14 protein-coding genes and 1 pseudogene are annotated in these 16,896 nt (G+C 45.7%); 13 read left to right on the forward strand and 2 right to left on the reverse strand.

The window, feature by feature from the left end; translation table 11 throughout:
* Positions 1-141 precede the first annotated feature (141 nt).
* The 8 genes from hpaE (G475_RS0116115) (at position 142) to G475_RS0116155 (ending at position 9,301) form a co-directional block, all read left to right on the forward strand.
* Positions 142-1,662, forward strand: a complete 1,521-nt coding sequence (gene hpaE, locus G475_RS0116115) for a 5-carboxymethyl-2-hydroxymuconate semialdehyde dehydrogenase (protein ID WP_026702162.1) — start codon at positions 142-144, stop codon at positions 1,660-1,662.
* Positions 1,663-1,694: 32 nt separating this feature from the next.
* Positions 1,695-3,170, forward strand: a complete 1,476-nt coding sequence (gene hpaB / locus G475_RS0116120) for a 4-hydroxyphenylacetate 3-monooxygenase, oxygenase component (RefSeq protein ID WP_026702163.1) — start codon at positions 1,695-1,697, stop codon at positions 3,168-3,170.
* A 12-nt stretch (positions 3,171-3,182) separates the two neighbouring features.
* Positions 3,183-4,163 carry a 3,4-dihydroxyphenylacetate 2,3-dioxygenase gene (gene hpaD / locus G475_RS0116125; protein ID WP_026702164.1) on the forward strand — a complete coding sequence of 327 codons (981 nt, stop codon included), beginning with the start codon at positions 3,183-3,185 and terminating at the stop codon, positions 4,161-4,163.
* Positions 4,164-4,181: 18 nt separating this feature from the next.
* Positions 4,182-5,627, forward strand: a complete 1,446-nt coding sequence (locus G475_RS0116130; protein ID WP_026702165.1) for an aldehyde dehydrogenase family protein — start codon at positions 4,182-4,184, stop codon at positions 5,625-5,627.
* 12 nt (positions 5,628-5,639) lie between these two features.
* A complete protein-coding gene (locus G475_RS0116135) occupies positions 5,640-6,116 on the forward strand; it encodes a flavin reductase family protein (RefSeq protein ID WP_026702166.1) in 477 nt (158 codons plus the stop codon).
* A gap of 14 nt (positions 6,117-6,130) precedes the next feature.
* A complete protein-coding gene (locus tag G475_RS25360; protein ID WP_035711522.1) occupies positions 6,131-7,012 on the forward strand; it encodes an FAD synthetase family protein in 882 nt (293 codons plus the stop codon).
* A gap of 457 nt (positions 7,013-7,469) precedes the next feature.
* Complete coding sequence (locus G475_RS0116150) at positions 7,470-8,804, forward strand: aromatic ring-hydroxylating oxygenase subunit alpha (RefSeq protein ID WP_026702167.1); 1,335 nt, start codon at positions 7,470-7,472, stop codon at positions 8,802-8,804.
* Complete coding sequence (locus G475_RS0116155; protein WP_026702168.1) at positions 8,801-9,301, forward strand: 3-phenylpropionate/cinnamic acid dioxygenase subunit beta; 501 nt, start codon at positions 8,801-8,803, stop codon at positions 9,299-9,301. The genes G475_RS0116150 and G475_RS0116155 overlap by 4 nt, the downstream gene beginning before the upstream one ends.
* A 7-nt stretch (positions 9,302-9,308) precedes the next feature.
* On the opposite strand, the gene G475_RS26465 is transcribed toward G475_RS0116155, so the two are convergent.
* Positions 9,309-10,205 (reverse strand): AraC family transcriptional regulator, encoded by an 897-nt coding sequence (locus G475_RS26465; protein ID WP_051302598.1) that lies wholly within the window; start codon positions 10,203-10,205, stop codon positions 9,309-9,311.
* 88 nt (positions 10,206-10,293) lie between these two features.
* Between G475_RS26465 and G475_RS0116165 the strand changes: the two genes are divergently transcribed.
* The 5 genes and pseudogenes from G475_RS0116165 to G475_RS25370 all read left to right on the forward strand — a co-directional run bounded on the left by G475_RS0116165 (position 10,294) and on the right by G475_RS25370 (position 14,886).
* Entirely contained in the window at positions 10,294-11,322 is a 1,029-nt protein-coding gene (locus G475_RS0116165) for an NAD(P)/FAD-dependent oxidoreductase (RefSeq protein ID WP_026702170.1), read from the forward strand.
* A 17-nt stretch (positions 11,323-11,339) separates the two neighbouring features.
* On the forward strand, positions 11,340-11,588 hold the full coding sequence (locus G475_RS0116170) for a ferredoxin (protein WP_026702171.1): 249 nt from the start codon (positions 11,340-11,342) through the stop codon (positions 11,586-11,588).
* Positions 11,589-11,662: 74 nt separating this feature from the next.
* Complete coding sequence (gene hpaE / locus G475_RS0116175) at positions 11,663-13,171, forward strand: 5-carboxymethyl-2-hydroxymuconate semialdehyde dehydrogenase (RefSeq protein WP_051302600.1); 1,509 nt, start codon at positions 11,663-11,665, stop codon at positions 13,169-13,171.
* 21 nt (positions 13,172-13,192) lie between these two features.
* Positions 13,193-14,172 (forward strand): annotated as a pseudogene (gene hpaD, locus G475_RS25365) (3,4-dihydroxyphenylacetate 2,3-dioxygenase).
* Between the two features lie 6 nt (positions 14,173-14,178).
* A complete protein-coding gene (locus G475_RS25370) occupies positions 14,179-14,886 on the forward strand; it encodes an aldehyde dehydrogenase family protein (protein WP_084414164.1) in 708 nt (235 codons plus the stop codon).
* Between the two features lie 42 nt (positions 14,887-14,928).
* Here the strand turns inward: G475_RS25370 and G475_RS0116190 are convergent, their stop codons facing one another.
* On the reverse strand, positions 14,929-16,698 hold the full coding sequence (locus tag G475_RS0116190; RefSeq protein ID WP_026702173.1) for a sigma-54-dependent Fis family transcriptional regulator: 1,770 nt from the start codon (positions 16,696-16,698) through the stop codon (positions 14,929-14,931).
* Between the last annotated feature and the right edge of the window lie 198 nt (positions 16,699-16,896).

The raw sequence follows: 16,896 nt of genomic DNA on the forward strand, positions 1-16,896 counted from the left end.
CAGCGCTTTCATATAGGTTAATCATATATGAAAAACATATCAATAATCAATATTATTAATATTTTTAATATAAAAAAGGCCGTGATACATTAAATGTACAACGTCGTTGAAAGCGTTAACAAAGGAGGAGGCCGATACACGATGGATGATTCACGTCTTCAGGATGTCAGTGAAGCAGGAAAACGTGCGATTGCATCTATTTCAGACGTTCCCCAGTATATTGACGGAAACTTTGTGGATTCAGAATCGAAAGAAAAATTTGAAAATATTTCCCCTTTTACTAATACGGTGATTAATCAAGTCGCTTCCGGCGAAGAGACGGATATTAACAAGGCAGTCAAAGCTGCCCGGAAAGCGTTTAACGGAGAATGGGGAAACTTGAAGCTGAAAGAACGGCTGAACTATATTTATAGAATTGCTGATCTGATTGATGAGCATATCGATGAAATTGCCCCGCTCGAATCTTATGACACAGGGCTTCCGATCAGCCAGACGAAAAAAATGGTAGCGCGGTCAGCTCATAACTTCCGATTTTATGCGGAAATGGTATCCAGCCGTCTTGTCGGTGATGTTTATCAGGTGGATGATGATTTCATCAACTACACAATTCATAAACCGGTGGGTATAGCAGGACTGATTACTCCATGGAACGCCCCGTTTATGCTGGAAACGTGGAAAATCGCACCGGCCCTGGCTACTGGAAATACGGTCGTACTGAAGCCGGCGGAATGGTCGCCGCTCACGGCCCACCGCCTTGCTGAAATTATTGATAAAGCCGAACTTCCCGACGGCGTGTTTAACGTTGTTCATGGCTACGGAGAAACGGCAGGAGCCTCCCTGGTTGCCCACCCTGATGTAGAGCTGATTTCGTTTACGGGTGAAACCACGACAGGTTCCGAAATTATGAAAAACGGGGCCGATTCCCTAAAACAATTTTCGATGGAACTCGGCGGTAAATCCCCCATCATTGTATTTGATGATGCAGATGTGGAGAGGGCCCTGGATGCGTGCACCTGGGGGATTTTTTCCTTTAATGGGGAACGCTGCACCGCCAACTCGCGTCTGTACGTACATGAAAATATTGCCGAGTTTTTTACAGCGAAGCTGAAGGAGCGGGTAAACAACATTGTTGTTGGAGATCCAATGAAAACCGATACCCAGGTTGGTCCTCTCATTCATACGAATCACTATGAGAACGTGAAAACCTATTTAAAAATTGCTGAAGAGGAAGGCTGTGAAGTAATCAGCGGCAGGGTGCCGGAAGAAATGGCAGCCGGCAACTTCATTGCGCCGACGGTGCTGCTGCAAGCCGATAATTCCATGCGGGTGGTGCAGGAAGAAGTATTCGGGCCGGTCATTGCCGTCATGACGTTTAAAGAGGAAGAAGAGGTCATTGAAAAAGCAAATGACGTCCGCTACGGTCTTGCCGGCTATGTCTGGACGAAGGATATCCAGCGCGGCCACCGGGTAGCCCAGAAGGTGGACTCCGGTATGCTCTGGGTCAACTCTCAGAACGTCCGAGATCTGAGAACACCGTTCGGCGGATCTAAACACAGCGGTATCGGCCGGGAAGGCGGCCACTATGCGTTTGAATTTTACACCGAAGTACAGATTATCCATGTTGCCTTAGGGGACCACCATATCCCGCAGTTTGGAAAATAAACAGCTGATTATAAAAAAGAGGAGGAGTACAGATGCCAGCAAAAACAGGAGCGGAGTATAAAGAAAGATTAAGACAGGCGAAAAATAATGTCTATATTCACGGGGAGCGGGTGGAGGATCCTACTACCCATCCGGCATTCAAGAATGTTATTGATTCGATGGCCCATCTCTATGATCTACAGCATGAGAAGCCGGAAAAAATGCTGTACACGTCTCCGGCTTCCGGAGACAAAGTTGGAATGACGTTTTACCGGCCGCAGACCATTGATGATCTAATGAAACGCCGGGAAGCTATACAGGAATGGGCAAAAACATCCGGCGGTATGCTCGGCCGTTCCCCGGACTACTTGAACGCAGAAGTGATGGCGATGGGAGTCGCAAATGATTTGTTTGGCGAAGATGATCCGATGTTTGCTGAAAACGCGAAAAACTATTACGACTATGCCAGAGAAAATGATGTCAGCCTGACTCACACTTTGATTCACCCTCAGGTGAACCGGCAGAAGGCCCAGCACGAACAAAAAGATGCCAATGTAGCGCTGCATTTAGTAGAAAAGCATGCCGACGGTATTATTGTAGACGGCGCACGGCTGTTAGCTACGCAGGGCGGCATTACCGATGAAATTCTTGTATTCCCCTCCACAGTGAAAAAATCCGGAGAGCATGACGACCCCTATTCCCTCGCCTTCGTCGTGCCGAATAACACACCTGGGTTGAAATATATCAGCCGGGAGTCGTTTGACTACGGCAAGAGTGAATGGGATCACCCACTAAGCAGCCGTTTTGAAGAAGGAGATGCCATCGTTTATTTTGATAACGTTTTCGTTCCGTGGGAAAAAGTTTTCGTATGCGGAAACTCGTCCATATGTAACCGAACGTTCCTGGAAACAAATGCTGTCGTGCATATGTCTCACCAGGTCGTTTCGAAGAATGTGGTGAAAACAGAGTTTCTTCTCGGTGTCGTATTGAAGCTCATGGATGCAATTGGTATCGATCAGTTCCAGCACGTCCAGGATAAAGGCACAGAAATCATGCTTACGCTGGAAACCATGAAATCCCACCTTTTCCGCGCGGAACACAACGCTTCCCTTGATAAATGGGGCACGATGACACCTGACTTTGAAGCGTTAAATGCGGCGAGAAACTGGTATCCAAGAATTTATCCGCGCCTTGTAGAAATTCTGCGGATATTAGGGGCCTCCGGATTGATGGGGATTCCGACAGAGGAGGACTTCCACAATGAAGAAATCGGACATCTTGTCAACCGCGGCCTGCAGGCGAAAAACCTTGAAGGCTATGAAAGAGTGAAATTGTTCCGTCTGGCCTGGGATTTAACCATGAGTGCGTTTGGCAGCCGGCAGATGCATTACGAATACTATTTCTTCGGCGATCCCATCAAAATGGGCATGGCATACTTCGATCAGTTTGATAAAGAGCCTTACAAAAAATACGTGGAAGACTTTTTGGACAGTGTGAAAACGTCCAAACCGGATTTCACAAATATCTAAGGGGTGGACCTTATGAATTTTGATATTATTCGATGCGGTCGTGCTGTCCTTCATGTGACTGATCTGGAAAAGTCGAGAGCGTTTTACGATGCTCTCGGCTTCATTGAAACCGATTCTGATGACGACAATATCTTTTTCCGCGGCCTGGAAGAACACAATCATCACAGCCTCTGGCTGAAAAAGAAAGCAGAACCGGCTCTGGAAGTGATTAGTTATAAAGTCCGGTCTGAAGAAGACCTACAGGCGCTGGCTCATTTTTTTGAAAAGCAGGACAGGAAAGTAAAATGGATGGAAGCCGGCACCCAAAAAGCAGTAGGTCGCTCGCTCCGGGTCATGGATCCAGCCGGGATGCCGGTGGAATATTATGCGGAAATGGAAACCGTGGATCGCATGCTGCAGCGCTATGAGGTCTACAAAGGCGCCAAAGTGCAGCGCATTGACCATTTCAACTGCATGGTAAGCAATGTGGAAGCAGCGCATGATTATTATATTGACCAGCTTGGGTTTGCCTGCTCGGAATACACGGCAGGCGAGGAAGAAAGAATCTGGGCGGCCTGGCTGCACCGGAAGCCGAGCGTGCATGATGTAGCGTTTATGAATGGACCCGGTCCTCGTCTTCACCACATTGGTTTCTGGTTGAAAGACCCGATGAGTCTGATTGACGGGTGTGATTATCTGGCTTCGCTTGGCTACGGGCCCAGCATCGAACGCGGGCCGGGCAGGCACGGGCTCTCCAACGCATTTTTCCTCTATCTGCGCGATCCGGACGGCCACCGCATCGAGTTGTATAACGGTGATTACCTGACGAGCGACCCGGACTTCAAACCGATCCGCTGGGATTTGAATGATCCGATGCGCCAGACGTTCTGGGGCCACGAAGCACCGGACAGCTGGTTTGAGGAAGCGACAGAGGTACTGGATATTCATACAGGAAAAATCCGGCCGCTGCAGGAGCCGTTGTTGAAAAAAAGAAAACCGAATTTTGTGACCTGATCGTCAGGGAGGTTGAATATGCTCAAAAAGGAAATACCTGCTTATCAGTCTTTATTTATAAATGGAGAATGGACAGAAGCGAAGGAATATACACCGCTTTACGCTCCCTTTGATCAAAAAGAATTGACGAAGATCCCATCAGCCGGTGAAGACGAAGCGGAAGCTGCGATTGCTTCAGCGGTTCGAGTAAAAAGCGTAATGCAGCAGATGCCCGCTCACCAACGCAGCCGGATTCTTTCCAATCTTGCGCGCCTGCTTGAGGAAAACATGGAACGAGCGGCGGAACTGATTGCCCTGGAAGCGGCAAAACCAATTACAACGGCGAGAGGCGAAGTGGCCCGCACCATTCAGACGTACACGTTTGCTTCTCAGGCAGCCAATCAGTTATACGGGGAAACCCTCCCAATGGATGCGGCGCCCGGAGGTGAAAACCGCGTGGGATTTACGACACCTGAACCAATCGGAGTGGTCGGGGCCATCACCCCCTTCAATTTCCCTATGAATCTTGTCGCGCATAAAGTAGGGCCGGCCATAGCTGCTGGAAATACAATTGTATTAAAGCCGGCTTCCCAGACACCACTTTCCGCTTATTTTCTTGCTGAATTGCTTGTAGAAGCAGGGCTTCCCGCCGGTGCTCTTCAAGTGATTACCGGAAGCGGACGTCTGATTGGCGATAAAATTGTTAAGGATGATAGAGTCAGCATGATTACGTTTACCGGAAGCCCGGAAGTTGGAAAGCAGATCCGCAGCCGTGCCGGACTAAAGAGAACGACCCTGGAGCTTGGTTCCAACGCAGCAGTTATCATCGACGAAGATATAGAGCTTGACAGGATGGTGCCGCGCTGCGTACAGGGAGCATTTGCCTTCCAGGGCCAGGTCTGCATATCGCTGCAGCGGATTTATGTTCATGAAAACGTATATAAAACATTTGTTGATAAATTTACCGAAGAGACGAAGAAGTTAAAAACAGGCGATCCTCTGCAGGAAGATACGAACGTTTCAGCGATGATTTCACAAGACGATGTGGATCGAGCCCTTTCCTGGATCAAAGAAGCCGAACAGAGCGGAGCCAAGGTTGAAACTGGCGGAACAAATGAAGGAAACATTGTGCTTCCGACTGTGTTAACAGGGGTGAACCGGGAGCAGAAAGTCTCCTGTGAGGAAGTGTTCGCGCCGATTGTGATGATCAACAGGGTATCATCAGTGGAAGAAGCTATCGAAGAAGTGAACGATTCCCGGTATGGATTGCAGGCTGGCATTTACACGAGCGATATTCAGAAAGCGATGAACGCTTCGGAAAAATTGGAGGTTGGAGGCGTGTTGATCAATGACATTCCAACGTTCCGGGTCGATCATATGCCGTACGGTGGTGTGAAAGAAAGCGGAACCGGGCGGGAAGGCATCAAGTACGCGGTGGAAGAAATGACGGAGCTGAAGCTCACCGTGATCAACAATAATTTTTAACGAGGTGATAACATGGATGATCGCATGTTTAAAGCAGCGATGGGGAAATTTGCGACAGGGGTAACGGTCATTACGACGGAAGTAGACGGTCAGGTCCACGGCATGACAGCCAACGCGTTTATGTCGGTCTCCATTGACCCGAAACTGATTTTGATTTCGGTGGCGGACAAAGCAAAAATGCATGATTTAATAAAACAGTCCGGGAAATTTGCGGTAAGTATTCTGGCAGAACATCAACAGGAGATGTCGATGGTATTTGCGGGGCAGATCAAGGATCGAGAAATAGCATTCGCCCGTTTTGAAAATCTTCCAGTTATTGAAGATTCTCTCGTAACCATTGCCTGCGATGTGCATGATACTCACCCCGCCGGCGACCATACACTATTTGTCGGCGCGGTACAGAACCTGCACCTGCAGGAGGACGAACCACTCGCCATTTATGAGGGAAAGTACAAAGATTTGCAGGATAAGGTAACCAGCGAAGTATAAGAAGGAGGGGCACCATGAGAACCATTCATGTCAAGCATCCCATTGGGACAACGCTGCAGAAGAACAGTGAGCCCTGTGTGATGGCGCTCGGGTTCTTCGACGGCGTTCACCTGGGCCACCGGGAAATCATTAAAACAGCCAAATTGATCGCCGGCCAAAAAAACCTGAAACTGGCGGTTATGACCTTTTTTCCTCATCCAAGTACTGTTATCAAAAAAGGAAGCCAGATTACCCGCTATATCACACCGCTGTCCGTGAAGGAAAGGATGTTTGAAAAACTGGGGGTCGATCTATTGTACGTCGTGGAGTTTGACATGAACGTCGCCAAGGTGCCGCATAAAGTCTTTGTTGATGACTACCTGTATGGCCTGCGCTGCCATCATGCTGTCGCCGGCTTTGATTACACGTACGGATTCAAGGGAGAAGGAAACATGGCTCAGCTGAATCTGGATGCTGAAGGCCGTTTTGGGGTAACAACAGTGGAAAAAATGGAAAAACAGAGCCACAAAGTCAGTTCCTCTCTTCTCCGCGGGCTGATCTCCTCTGGGCAGGTGGAGCATGTCCCGTCCTACCTCGGAGGTCGTTATGAAATACAGGGGATTCTCAGACAAGAGAATCATCAGTACCGGATGTATATAGACGTCGATTATTTTCTCCCTTCTCCGGGAACGTACGAGGTGACGCTGAAAAACGGACCTGTTGTCACAAAGGGAATGTGTGAAGTGAGCTCTTCAGACCAACCGGGAGAGTTACGCATCAGCACTTTTTATGATTGTCCCTTTGAAGATCACACTCCCGTCCAGCTGTTGTGGGAAAACTTTATTGCCGATTACGACATGAATGCATTCCATGCCCAGCTTCCCCTGGATGAGATGGAATTACGTATTAGTGAATAATCTTCATACAAAAAGAAGCGGATGCTGCTATCCTCATCCGCTTCTTTTTATATTTGTACATATCTATGCCTGGTTTTAGCAGGGGGGAAACAGGGATAGTCCTGTTGATTTGGACTAGAATAAAACCTTTTTGAAAGGGAGCTGTTTGATTACTTTCCCGGCAGATGTGTCGAAAAGTTATGCCAAGCAGGGGCATCACAACTTTTTAAGCGAAACAAGGCTCATGATAGGAGGAAGAAGGCTGAGTCTGCTGTGAAATAATAAGATATGTCAAATGTCTAATGAAATATGTAATAGATGAGCGGCGGTGATTCTGCTAATATAATATATGAAATCATATAAATTAGAACTTCCAACAGCGGAATTTTTAAGCACGCTTGGGGCAGAAAAAATTCTGAAAAAAATGATTAATCCAAATGTTGAAGGCACTGTCAAAAAATGAGTGAGGTGAACATCAATGAACGCCAAAGAGCTGAAACAAGTAAAGGAACAGTTAAAGGAAGGCCACTTTCCGCAGTGGATGGTAACAGATCCCGATATTTACAAGCTGGAACAGGATAAGATTTTTGCGAAAACATGGCTGTTTATCGGGCATGAATCCGAGGTGAAAGAACCCGGTGATTACGTTACACGCATGATGGCGGAAGACCCAGTATTGATGATGAAAAACAAGCAGGGGGAAATCAACGTTTTTCTTAATTCCTGTTCGCACCGGGGAACGCGCTTATGTACCGAAGATTACGGAAATAAGAAAGCGCATACATGCCCGTATCACGGCTGGACCTATAGTCTGGACGGCGATTTGATCGGCGTTGTCGCGGGCAATAAAGTGTTTGGTGAAAAAATGGATAAAGGCGACTGGGGTCTTCGCCCGATCCCAAGGGTGGAAAGCTATCAGGGAATGATATTCGGAAATCTGGATCCAGAGGCGGAACCGCTGGAGGATTACCTTGGAAACATGAAGTGGTATTTTGATATCATGCTTGGCCGCAGCGACGGCGGTATGGAAGTATGGGGGGTGCCGCACCGCTGGGTGGCAAAGGCGAACTGGAAGATGACAAGTGAAAACTTCGCGGCGGATCCGTACCACGTCCAGACCACCCACCGCTCGGCAGTCGAACTGGAATTGACCCCGAAAGACCCAATGTACGCTTCTTACGGTCATCAGGTCGTGTTGGACAATGGACATGGTATTAACGTTATAACTTCAGAAACTGGACGCTCCCGTCTGAAATATCAGGGGATGCCGGAGGACATGTGGCCAATGTTTGAACGGAACCTGACCGAAAATCAACAAGAGGTGTTTTCAAGAGTAACGAACTTTGTAGGCGGTGTCTTTCCAAACCTCTCTTTTATCAGTACCCAGAGCGGGTCGGAAGGAAACGGGCACAATCACTTGAATTTCCGGGTATGGAGACCGCTTGGTCCGGACAAAATTGAAATCCTTGTGTGGTTCATGATTGACAAAGCCCTGCCATATGAATTTAAGAAAAAATCATATCGAGGGTTTCTCAATACGTTTGGCGCAGCCGGAACCCTGGAACAGGATGATACAGAAAACTGGGCTCGCATCGTAGAAGCAAGTCAGGGCAAAATGGCCCGGGATCGCAGCCTGAATTATAATAATGTAATTAACTACCTTATGGGATTTGACAACTTAGAGCCGGATAAAGAGTTTCCAGGCCCGGGAACGGCGTATCCTTCCTGTTATACGGACCATATCGCAAGAAGTATGCACCGGTACTGGTTAAGTCTGATCACAGCGGACATGGAAGAGGAGGAAAAAGTATGAACGCTCAATTGCAATATGAAGTAGAGCAGTTTTACTATCATGAAGCATATCTGCTGGATCACCGCCGCTATGAAGATTGGCTGAACCTGCTGGCGGATGATATTCAGTATGCGATGCCGCTGCGGGTCACGGTGGATAATAAGGAAGGTTCAAATATTAATGAAAACATGACGTACCTTGATGAAAGGAAACCAGATCTGGAATTGCGGGTCGAACGTTTATTTACGAAGTCCGCGTGGGTGGATAATCCGGCGACCCGTCAGCGTCATTATATCCATAATGTTGTCATTCACGAGGGGGAAGCCCCGGAGGAATACCATGTGCACAGCTGCTTTTTATATAAACGCAGCCGCAGTTCAGAAATAGAAACAGAGGAGTTATTCGGAGAACGGGAAGATGTCCTCCGCAAAACAGAGGGAAAATTTACCATTGTTTCCCGTCGTATTTATCCGGACCAACCCGTGTTAACGGTCAAAAACCTTGCCATGTTTCTCTGACAACAGGTTAAATATGATCTCCGTTGCGCCGGTACTCAGCAGGGCTGACTCCGACCGTCTGGCGGAAAGCTCTGCTTAACTGACTCTGCTCGTCAAAGCCGATTGTTTCAGCAACCTGTTTTAGGGGCATGGTGGTTGATAGCAGCAGTTCTCTCGCTTTTTGCATCCGCACCATTCGTACGTACTCCATAGGTGCCATCTTTAAGTGTTTGCGAAATAAGAGGCTTAAGTGGCTTTCGCTTAAATACACTTCATCGGCGAGTCTTTTTAACGTTAACTTTTCAGCAAGATGATCGTTAATAAAGTAAAACAGTTGTTGGAAACGGGTATCCACGGTTGGAAAAAGTTCCTCCGCGTAAGGCTGCAGCAGAGAAAGTACAGTTTGAAGCCAGTTCAGGGTCAATGCATTAAAAGTTAAAAGGCGGATGGTTTGGTTTAAATCAAACTGAAGCTTCCCATTTTCAGGAGAAAAAGGGTTCCGCTTCTCTGGAGACCATTCCTGCAGCAGCTGCTGCCATAAATCCAGAAGCTGTTTGGTTTCAGGTGTTTCTGCAAGTCTGGTGATAATAGGAAACTGGTATAAAGACATGAGATGAAATGGACCAAGCCGATTTTCCAGGGCAATTTCAAAATGATCGAGGCCTTTTTCTTTGGACTTAAGTATTTCAAACGGCACTTGAGACGGGAAAACAACAAGCTCTCCTTCTTGTACATGATAGGACACATCATTAATTTTGACAGTTTTTTCCCCCGCGTGCACATACCAGAACACAGTATAAGGACGGTCCGTCTTGTCGATGCTCCATTCCGGTGCTCTTTTGTTCCGGTCAATGCGGTGAATGCGGAAATAGGTTTGGTGCAGCTCGTTAAATAATTTTGAATGGGGGTGAAGGTCGGCAGCCATTGGTTCGAAACACTCCTTTAAGAAAAGAATGATAGAAACAGCGGAGGCTGTCAATAAGAGAAAAAGATGGGGAAGGAGGAAAAATAGAATGACTGAGAAAAAGGAGAAGTTTGACGTTGTGGTAATCGGAGGCGGCCCGGCCGGTCTCTTCACAGCGTTTTACGCCGGCATGCGGGGATTGTCCGTGAAAATTATCGAAAGTCTGCCCCACCTGGGCGGTCAGTTAACAGCCCTTTATCCTGAAAAATTCATCTATGATGTGGCTGGCTTTCCTAAAGTTCGGGCTCAGGAATTAGTGAATCATTTGATAGAGCAGATGGAAGAATTTCATCCGGAGGTTTGTCTGGAGCAATCGGTCGAAAAAGTTGAGAAACTGGAGGATGGTACCTTTTTCCTTCAGGCGGCAACCGGTGATATTCATTATACGAAGACAATTATTATTACAGCAGGGAATGGTGCGTTTCAGCCTAAAAAGTTAAAACTGAAGGAAGCGGAACAGTATGAAGGACAAAACCTTCATTATTTCATTAATGATCTGACTCAATTTAATGGGAAACGGGTCGCTGTATTCGGCGGAGGCGATTCCGCCGTGGATTGGTCTTTGATGCTGGAGCCGATTGCAGAAAAAGTGACCGTAGTTCACCGGAGAGAAGCGTTCCGGGCTCACGAACACAGTGTCGAAAATTTAAAAGCGTCCAGCGTAAATATCGAAACACCATACGAGCCTGTACGTCTGGAAGGAAACGATAACATCGAAAAAGTCATGCTGAAGAAAGCAAAAGGGGAGAAACAAAAAACCATCCACGTAGATGAGGTAGTAGTTAACTATGGTTTTGTTTCAAGATTAGGTGCGATTGCGGATTGGGGATTAAACATTGAAAAAAATTCAATTGTAGTGAACAGCAGAATGGAAACGAATATTGAAGGAATATACGCGGCTGGGGATATTACGACCTTTGACGGCAAAGTAAAATTAATTGCCACCGGTTTTGGAGAAGCTCCCACTGCTGTCAGCAGTGCGAAAGTATATATTGAACCAGAGGCAAAACTGCAGCCGGCCCACAGTACGAGTATCATGGACCAGCCGGGTGATAAGAAAACAGCAGGGATAAAATAAAAGGAGGGATTATTACGATGGCTTGTTATACAAAAGTAGAGAAAGAGACTTGTATTGCCTGCGGAACGTGCGGTGCCATAGCCCCGGAAGTATTCGAATACGATGATAGCGGCTTCTCCCAAAGTGTCCTGGACAACAATAAGGGAGTGCAGGCTGTACCGGAAGAAGTGGCTGAAGATGTCGAAGAGGCTTACGAAGGCTGTCCATCCGGCTCCATTAAACTAAATGACACACCGTTTAAACCAAAAACACCAGTCTCCAGTTAATAATAAAATAAGCAATATTATATATGATGAAATATATAATATTGCTGAAATAAAAATAATAAAGGAGTGAAAACATGCCAAGTCAGGTTGAGACAAAAACAAAGTCTATTGAAAAGAATGTGAAAGATATTCGGCACTATATCAATGGTCAATTCGTGGATTCTCATAGTAATGAATGGTTCGATAACTATAATCCCTTTACGAATAAAAAAATTAATCAAGCTGCTTCCGGGGATGAAAAGGAGATTGATGAAGCTGTACAGTCGGCACGCAAGGCTTTTCAGGGAGAGTGGGGCAGTTTAAAGCTGAAAGACCGTCTGGCTTACATTTATCGGATCGCCGATTTGATTGATGAATACATTGATGAAATTGCACCGTTGGAATCGTATGATACAGGTCTTCCGGTCAGTCAGACGAAGAAGATGGTGGCCCGTGCGGCACATAATTTCCGCTTTTATGCAGAAATGGTATCCAGCAGGCTTGTAGGAGATGCTTATCAAGTGGATAATGAATTTCTCAATTATACGATCCATAAGCCGGTTGGAATTGCAGGACTGATAACGCCCTGGAATGCTCCGTTTATGCTGGAAACATGGAAGATCGCCCCGGCTCTTGCGACAGGAAACACGGTTGTATTAAAGCCGGCGGAATGGTCCCCGCTGACAGCGAACCGTCTCGCGGAAATTATCGACAAAGCGGAGCTTCCGGATGGTGTCTTTAATGTTGTACATGGTTACGGTGAAAGGGCAGGAGCATCCCTCGTTGCTCATTCTGACGTGGAGCTTATTTCCTTTACCGGGGAGACAACAACCGGCTCTGAAATTATGAAAAACGGTGCGGATTCTCTAAAGCAGTTTTCGATGGAGCTTGGCGGCAAATCGCCGATCATCGTTTTTGACGATGCAGATGTAGACCGTGCTCTTGATGCATGCACCTGGGGTATTTTTTCCTTCAATGGTGAACGCTGTACGGCGAACTCCCGTTTATATATCCACGAAAACATAGCTGATTCTTTCATTGAAAGATTAAAAGAAAGAGTACAAAACATCGTCGTTGGTGACCCGATGAAGGAAGATACACAGGTAGGGCCGCTCATTCATGCGAACCACTATAATAATGTGAAAAATTACTTGAAAATCGCAGAAAAAGAGGGTTGTCAGGTATTCAGCGGCAATGTTCCGGAAGAAATGAGCAGTGGTAACTTTATCCCGCCTACGATTATCCTGAATGCTGATACGGAAATGACAGTAGTTCAAGAAGAAATCTTCGGTCCTGTGATAACGGTGATGACTTTCAAAGAAGAAGAGGAAGTTATCAAACTGGCAAACAACGTAAGGTATGGTCTTGCCGGTTATGTCTGGACGAAAGATATCCAACGCGGGCACAGGGTGGCGCAGGCAGTAGATTCCGGGATGCTCTGGGTGAATTCACAGAACGTCCGCGATCTAAGGACCCCGTTTGGTGGTTCCAAACACAGTGGTATCGGCCGGGAAGGCGGCCACTATGCCTTTGAATTTTACACGGAAGTGCAGATTATTCATGTCGCTCTGGGAGAGCATCATATCCCGCAGTTCGGCAAGTAAATATATTGAGGAGGAATAAATGTGAATTTTGATATTATCCGCTGTGGACGTGCCGTTCTGCATGTCACCGACCTGGAAAAATCGAGAGCTTTTTACGAAGCTCTCGGTTTTATTGAAACGGAATCTGATAAGGAAAACATCTTTTTCCGTGGGCTTGAAGAGCATAACCACCACAGCCTCTGGCTGAAGAAAAAGGACGAAGCCAATGCGGAAGCTATAGGATATAAAGTAAGATCAGAAGATGATCTTGATATGTTGGAAGCGTTTTATAAAAAACAGGGAATAAAAGTGAAATGGCTGGAAAAAGGCACACAGCATGCTTTAGGACGGGCCTTGCGGGTGCAGGATGTTTCCGGACTGCCGATCGAGTATTATGCCGAGATGGAATCGGTGGAACGGATGCTTCAGCGCTATGATGTGTACAAAGGTGCGAAAGTGCAGCGGATTGACCATTTCAACTGCATGGTGTCAGATGTGGAAAAAGCGTACAACTATTACATCGATGAGTTAGGTTTTGTCTGCTCGGAATATACGGCGGGGGAGGAAGAAAGGATATGGGCTGCCTGGCTGCATCGGAAACCGAGCGTTCATGATGTGGCATTTATGAACGGGGCAGGGCCGCGCCTGCATCATGTCGGGTTTTGGCTGAAAGACCCAATGAGCCTGATTGACGGCTGTGATGTCCTTGCTTCGATGGGATATGCCCCGAATATAGAACGTGGGCCGGGACGACATGGTCTTTCCAACGCTTTTTTCTTGTATCTCCGAGATCCGGACGGCCACCGTATTGAACTGTACAACGGCGATTATCTAACGAGTGATCCGGATTTTAAACCGATCCGCTGGGATTTAAATGATCCGATGCGGCAGACGTTTTGGGCCATGAAGCACCGGATAGCTGGTTTGATGAAGCATCCAGGGTTCTGGATGTACACCACGGTAGAAAATTAGAACTAACGGAACCGACCTTAAAAAAACGGAAACCGACATTTGTGATTTAGAAGAAGTTGGGAGGGGATAAGACTATCCTGGAATTGGGGTCAAATTCAGCCGTTATTATTGACCGAGATGTCGATCTTGAAAAGGCTGCTACCAGGTGTGTGGAGGGAGCATTTGTCTATCAGGGTCAAGTCTGTATCTCCTTACAGCGTATTTATGTACACCATCATGTCTATGAATCGTTTATCGAAAAGTTTGTCGCAAAGACAAGAAAATTAGTAACTGGTGACCCATTAGAAGAAAAGACGGATGTTTCCGCCCTTATTTCTGAAGGCGATGTAGAGCGTGTTTTGTCCTGGATAAACGAAGCTGAAAATGCAGGAGCAGAAAAGAAAACAGGTGGAGTATGTGAAGGAAACATTTTATTGCCGACTGTTTTAACAAACGTCTCTCCAGAATTAAGGGTATCCTGTCAGGAAGTTTTTGGGCCAGTTGTTGTGGTGAACCCGACAGCTTCTGTAGAAAAAGCGATGGAAGAAGTGAACCATTCCCGGTTTGGCTTGCAGGCAGGAATATACACGAATGATATTCAAACAGCAATGGAAGCATCTGAGGCACTTGAAGTTGGGGGAGTCATGATTAATGATATTCCAACGTTTCGTGTGGATCACATGCCATATGGCGGGGTAAAAGAAAGTGGGACAGGAAAAGAAGGCATTAAGTATGCCATCAAAGAAATGACAGAAGAAAAATTAACTATTATTAATCTCAGTTAAGAAAAACGGCCGACAGCGGACGTTTTTCATTTACATGGTTCGTTAGGAAGAGGGCTTTAGATTGTATTGATTTATTTTGCGATAGAGCCTGGTTCTGGTGATATTTAAACGTTCTGCTGCTTTTTTTATGTTTCCCTCCGTATATTCCAGCGTACGTTCTATTGTTTCTTTTTCTATTTCTTCCAACGTTTTGGCTCCCCCATATTCCCGGCCGGCCTCAGGTGCAATACTCAATTGTAGATCCTCTGATTTGATAACGCCGCTCTCCGCTAAAAAGACACCCTGATTTAAAACACTGATTAGTTCACGAATATTCCCTGGCCATTGATAACGTACAATGGCTTCTTTTGCGTTTGAACTAAGCATGGTCAGGGGGTCAATTTCCTCCAAAAAAGCCTCAGCCAAATAAATACAATCGGTTCTTTCCCGTAAAGGAATAAGATCTATAATAATTCCCTTCAGCCGGTAAAATAGATCTGCCCTAAACTGTTTGGAGTTCACTTCCTCTGGAAGCCGGCAGTTGGTTGCAGCAATAATCCGGACATCAATGGTCTTTGTTTGGTTTGAACCCAACGGGGTAATTTCTTTTTCCTGCAGGACACGTAAGAGGGCAACTTGAGCTTGCAGCGGTAATTCTCCAATTTCGTCAAGAAACAAAGTTCCCCCATGAGCAGCTTCAAATTTTCCTTTTTTACCCTGGGGATGAGCTCCTGTAAACGCTCCCTTTTCATACCCAAACAGTTCACTTTCAATTAAATGTTCCGGAATGGCCCCGCAATTCACCGTGATGAAAGGTTTGTGTTTTCGGTCACTGTGTGCATGTATCGATTGTGCAAATACTTCTTTTCCTGTTCCGGTTTCTCCCTGTAATATTAAAGGAAGATCTGTTACAGCTACTTTGGCAGCAAGTTTTATTTGCTTTTCTACATGATGACATTTTCTTTTTATATCAGAAAATGTATAAGAATTTGGCTGATTCCTTTTATATTCGCTGGCAGGGGTTTTTAAAGTATAGGAACGCCACCATTTATTCCATTTATCACCGATTACCTCCACAGGATATTCATTATTATACAGTCTGCCGACGCAGTCTGTCCCAAGTATACTCTTTGCTGATTCATTGGCCCGTATAATATAGGAATCCTGGTCCAGTGAGATAATAGGTTCATGATAATGATCGGATAGATGATTAAGTTCACGGAAAGCCAATATTTTTTCATTTGTTACATTCTGAAACATTAATTTATGTTGAATGGTCTCAGCTGCTAATTTCCCCATAGTTAAAGAAGATTCATTAAAAAGAGAAGCAATGCTGTAAATATTAATCACTCCCACGGCTTCCCCGGTAGGGGCAATGATGGGATTAGCTGCACAGGTCAAGGCAGCATTCTCTTTATAGAAATGCTCTTCGCCAAAAAGTATAATAGGTGTTTGTTCCTTTAAAGCAATACCTGCAGCGTTTGTTCCTTTATAATGTTCATTCCAATTGATACCTTCCCGAAGGTTCCCCTTTTGTTTTAAATCAGCCAATTCTTCTTGCTCTGCCAATTGATCACTGCCTATTGTATATATGACATGTCCATGACGATCCAATAAGGAAGTGACATGGTTATTTTTAACTAAATAAGGTCGAAGTTCATTAAGTATAGGAACAGAATACTCCAGAAGGATTTCATTTTCTTCTTTTATTTCTTTCACTTGATTAAGGGAGGGATTTTGGGCCATAGGTGCTTCCGCACGTTCGAGGTTTCTTTCTAAACAGCGCCCCCATGATTGGTTAATGAGTTCATCTCTTGAAGAAAGTTGTTTCATTTCGATTACCTCCTGAATGAAAGCCTTTTCAACAATTATATCATTAAACTGATAATTAAAAAATATTAAAATAATATATGATATCATGTATGATATATATTTTGTATCAAATTAGGACATCAACTGTTTTAATTTGATACATTATCCTTTTTTTCGACTTACTAATGTTCCCGCGCGATCACTGTCTAAAAGTTGGCA

Source organism: Salibacterium aidingense DSM 18341 (assembly GCF_000429685.1).
GTDB classification, from domain to species: domain Bacteria; phylum Bacillota; class Bacilli; order Bacillales; family Marinococcaceae; genus Salibacterium; species Salibacterium aidingense.

What these genes read in the sequence shown, in the direction of transcription:
- G475_RS0116190 (WP_026702173.1), bottom strand. Translation starts at nt 16,698, where the DNA reads ATGAAACAACTTTCTTCAAGAGATGAACTCATTAACCAATCATGGGGG.
- G475_RS25360 (WP_035711522.1), top strand. Translation starts at nt 6,131, where the DNA reads ATGAGAACCATTCATGTCAAGCATCCCATTGGGACAACGCTGCAGAAG.
- G475_RS0116130 (WP_026702165.1), top strand. Translation starts at nt 4,182, where the DNA reads ATGCTCAAAAAGGAAATACCTGCTTATCAGTCTTTATTTATAAATGGA.
- G475_RS0116150 (WP_026702167.1), top strand. Translation starts at nt 7,470, where the DNA reads ATGAACGCCAAAGAGCTGAAACAAGTAAAGGAACAGTTAAAGGAAGGC.
- G475_RS0116155 (WP_026702168.1), top strand. Translation starts at nt 8,801, where the DNA reads ATGAACGCTCAATTGCAATATGAAGTAGAGCAGTTTTACTATCATGAA.
- G475_RS0116170 (WP_026702171.1), top strand. Translation starts at nt 11,340, where the DNA reads ATGGCTTGTTATACAAAAGTAGAGAAAGAGACTTGTATTGCCTGCGGA.
- hpaE (WP_051302600.1), top strand. Translation starts at nt 11,663, where the DNA reads ATGCCAAGTCAGGTTGAGACAAAAACAAAGTCTATTGAAAAGAATGTG.
- hpaB (WP_026702163.1), top strand. Translation starts at nt 1,695, where the DNA reads ATGCCAGCAAAAACAGGAGCGGAGTATAAAGAAAGATTAAGACAGGCG.
- G475_RS0116135 (WP_026702166.1), top strand. Translation starts at nt 5,640, where the DNA reads ATGGATGATCGCATGTTTAAAGCAGCGATGGGGAAATTTGCGACAGGG.
- G475_RS26465 (WP_051302598.1), bottom strand. Translation starts at nt 10,205, where the DNA reads ATGGCTGCCGACCTTCACCCCCATTCAAAATTATTTAACGAGCTGCAC.
- G475_RS0116165 (WP_026702170.1), top strand. Translation starts at nt 10,294, where the DNA reads ATGACTGAGAAAAAGGAGAAGTTTGACGTTGTGGTAATCGGAGGCGGC.
- hpaE (WP_026702162.1), top strand. Translation starts at nt 142, where the DNA reads ATGGATGATTCACGTCTTCAGGATGTCAGTGAAGCAGGAAAACGTGCG.
- hpaD (WP_026702164.1), top strand. Translation starts at nt 3,183, where the DNA reads ATGAATTTTGATATTATTCGATGCGGTCGTGCTGTCCTTCATGTGACT.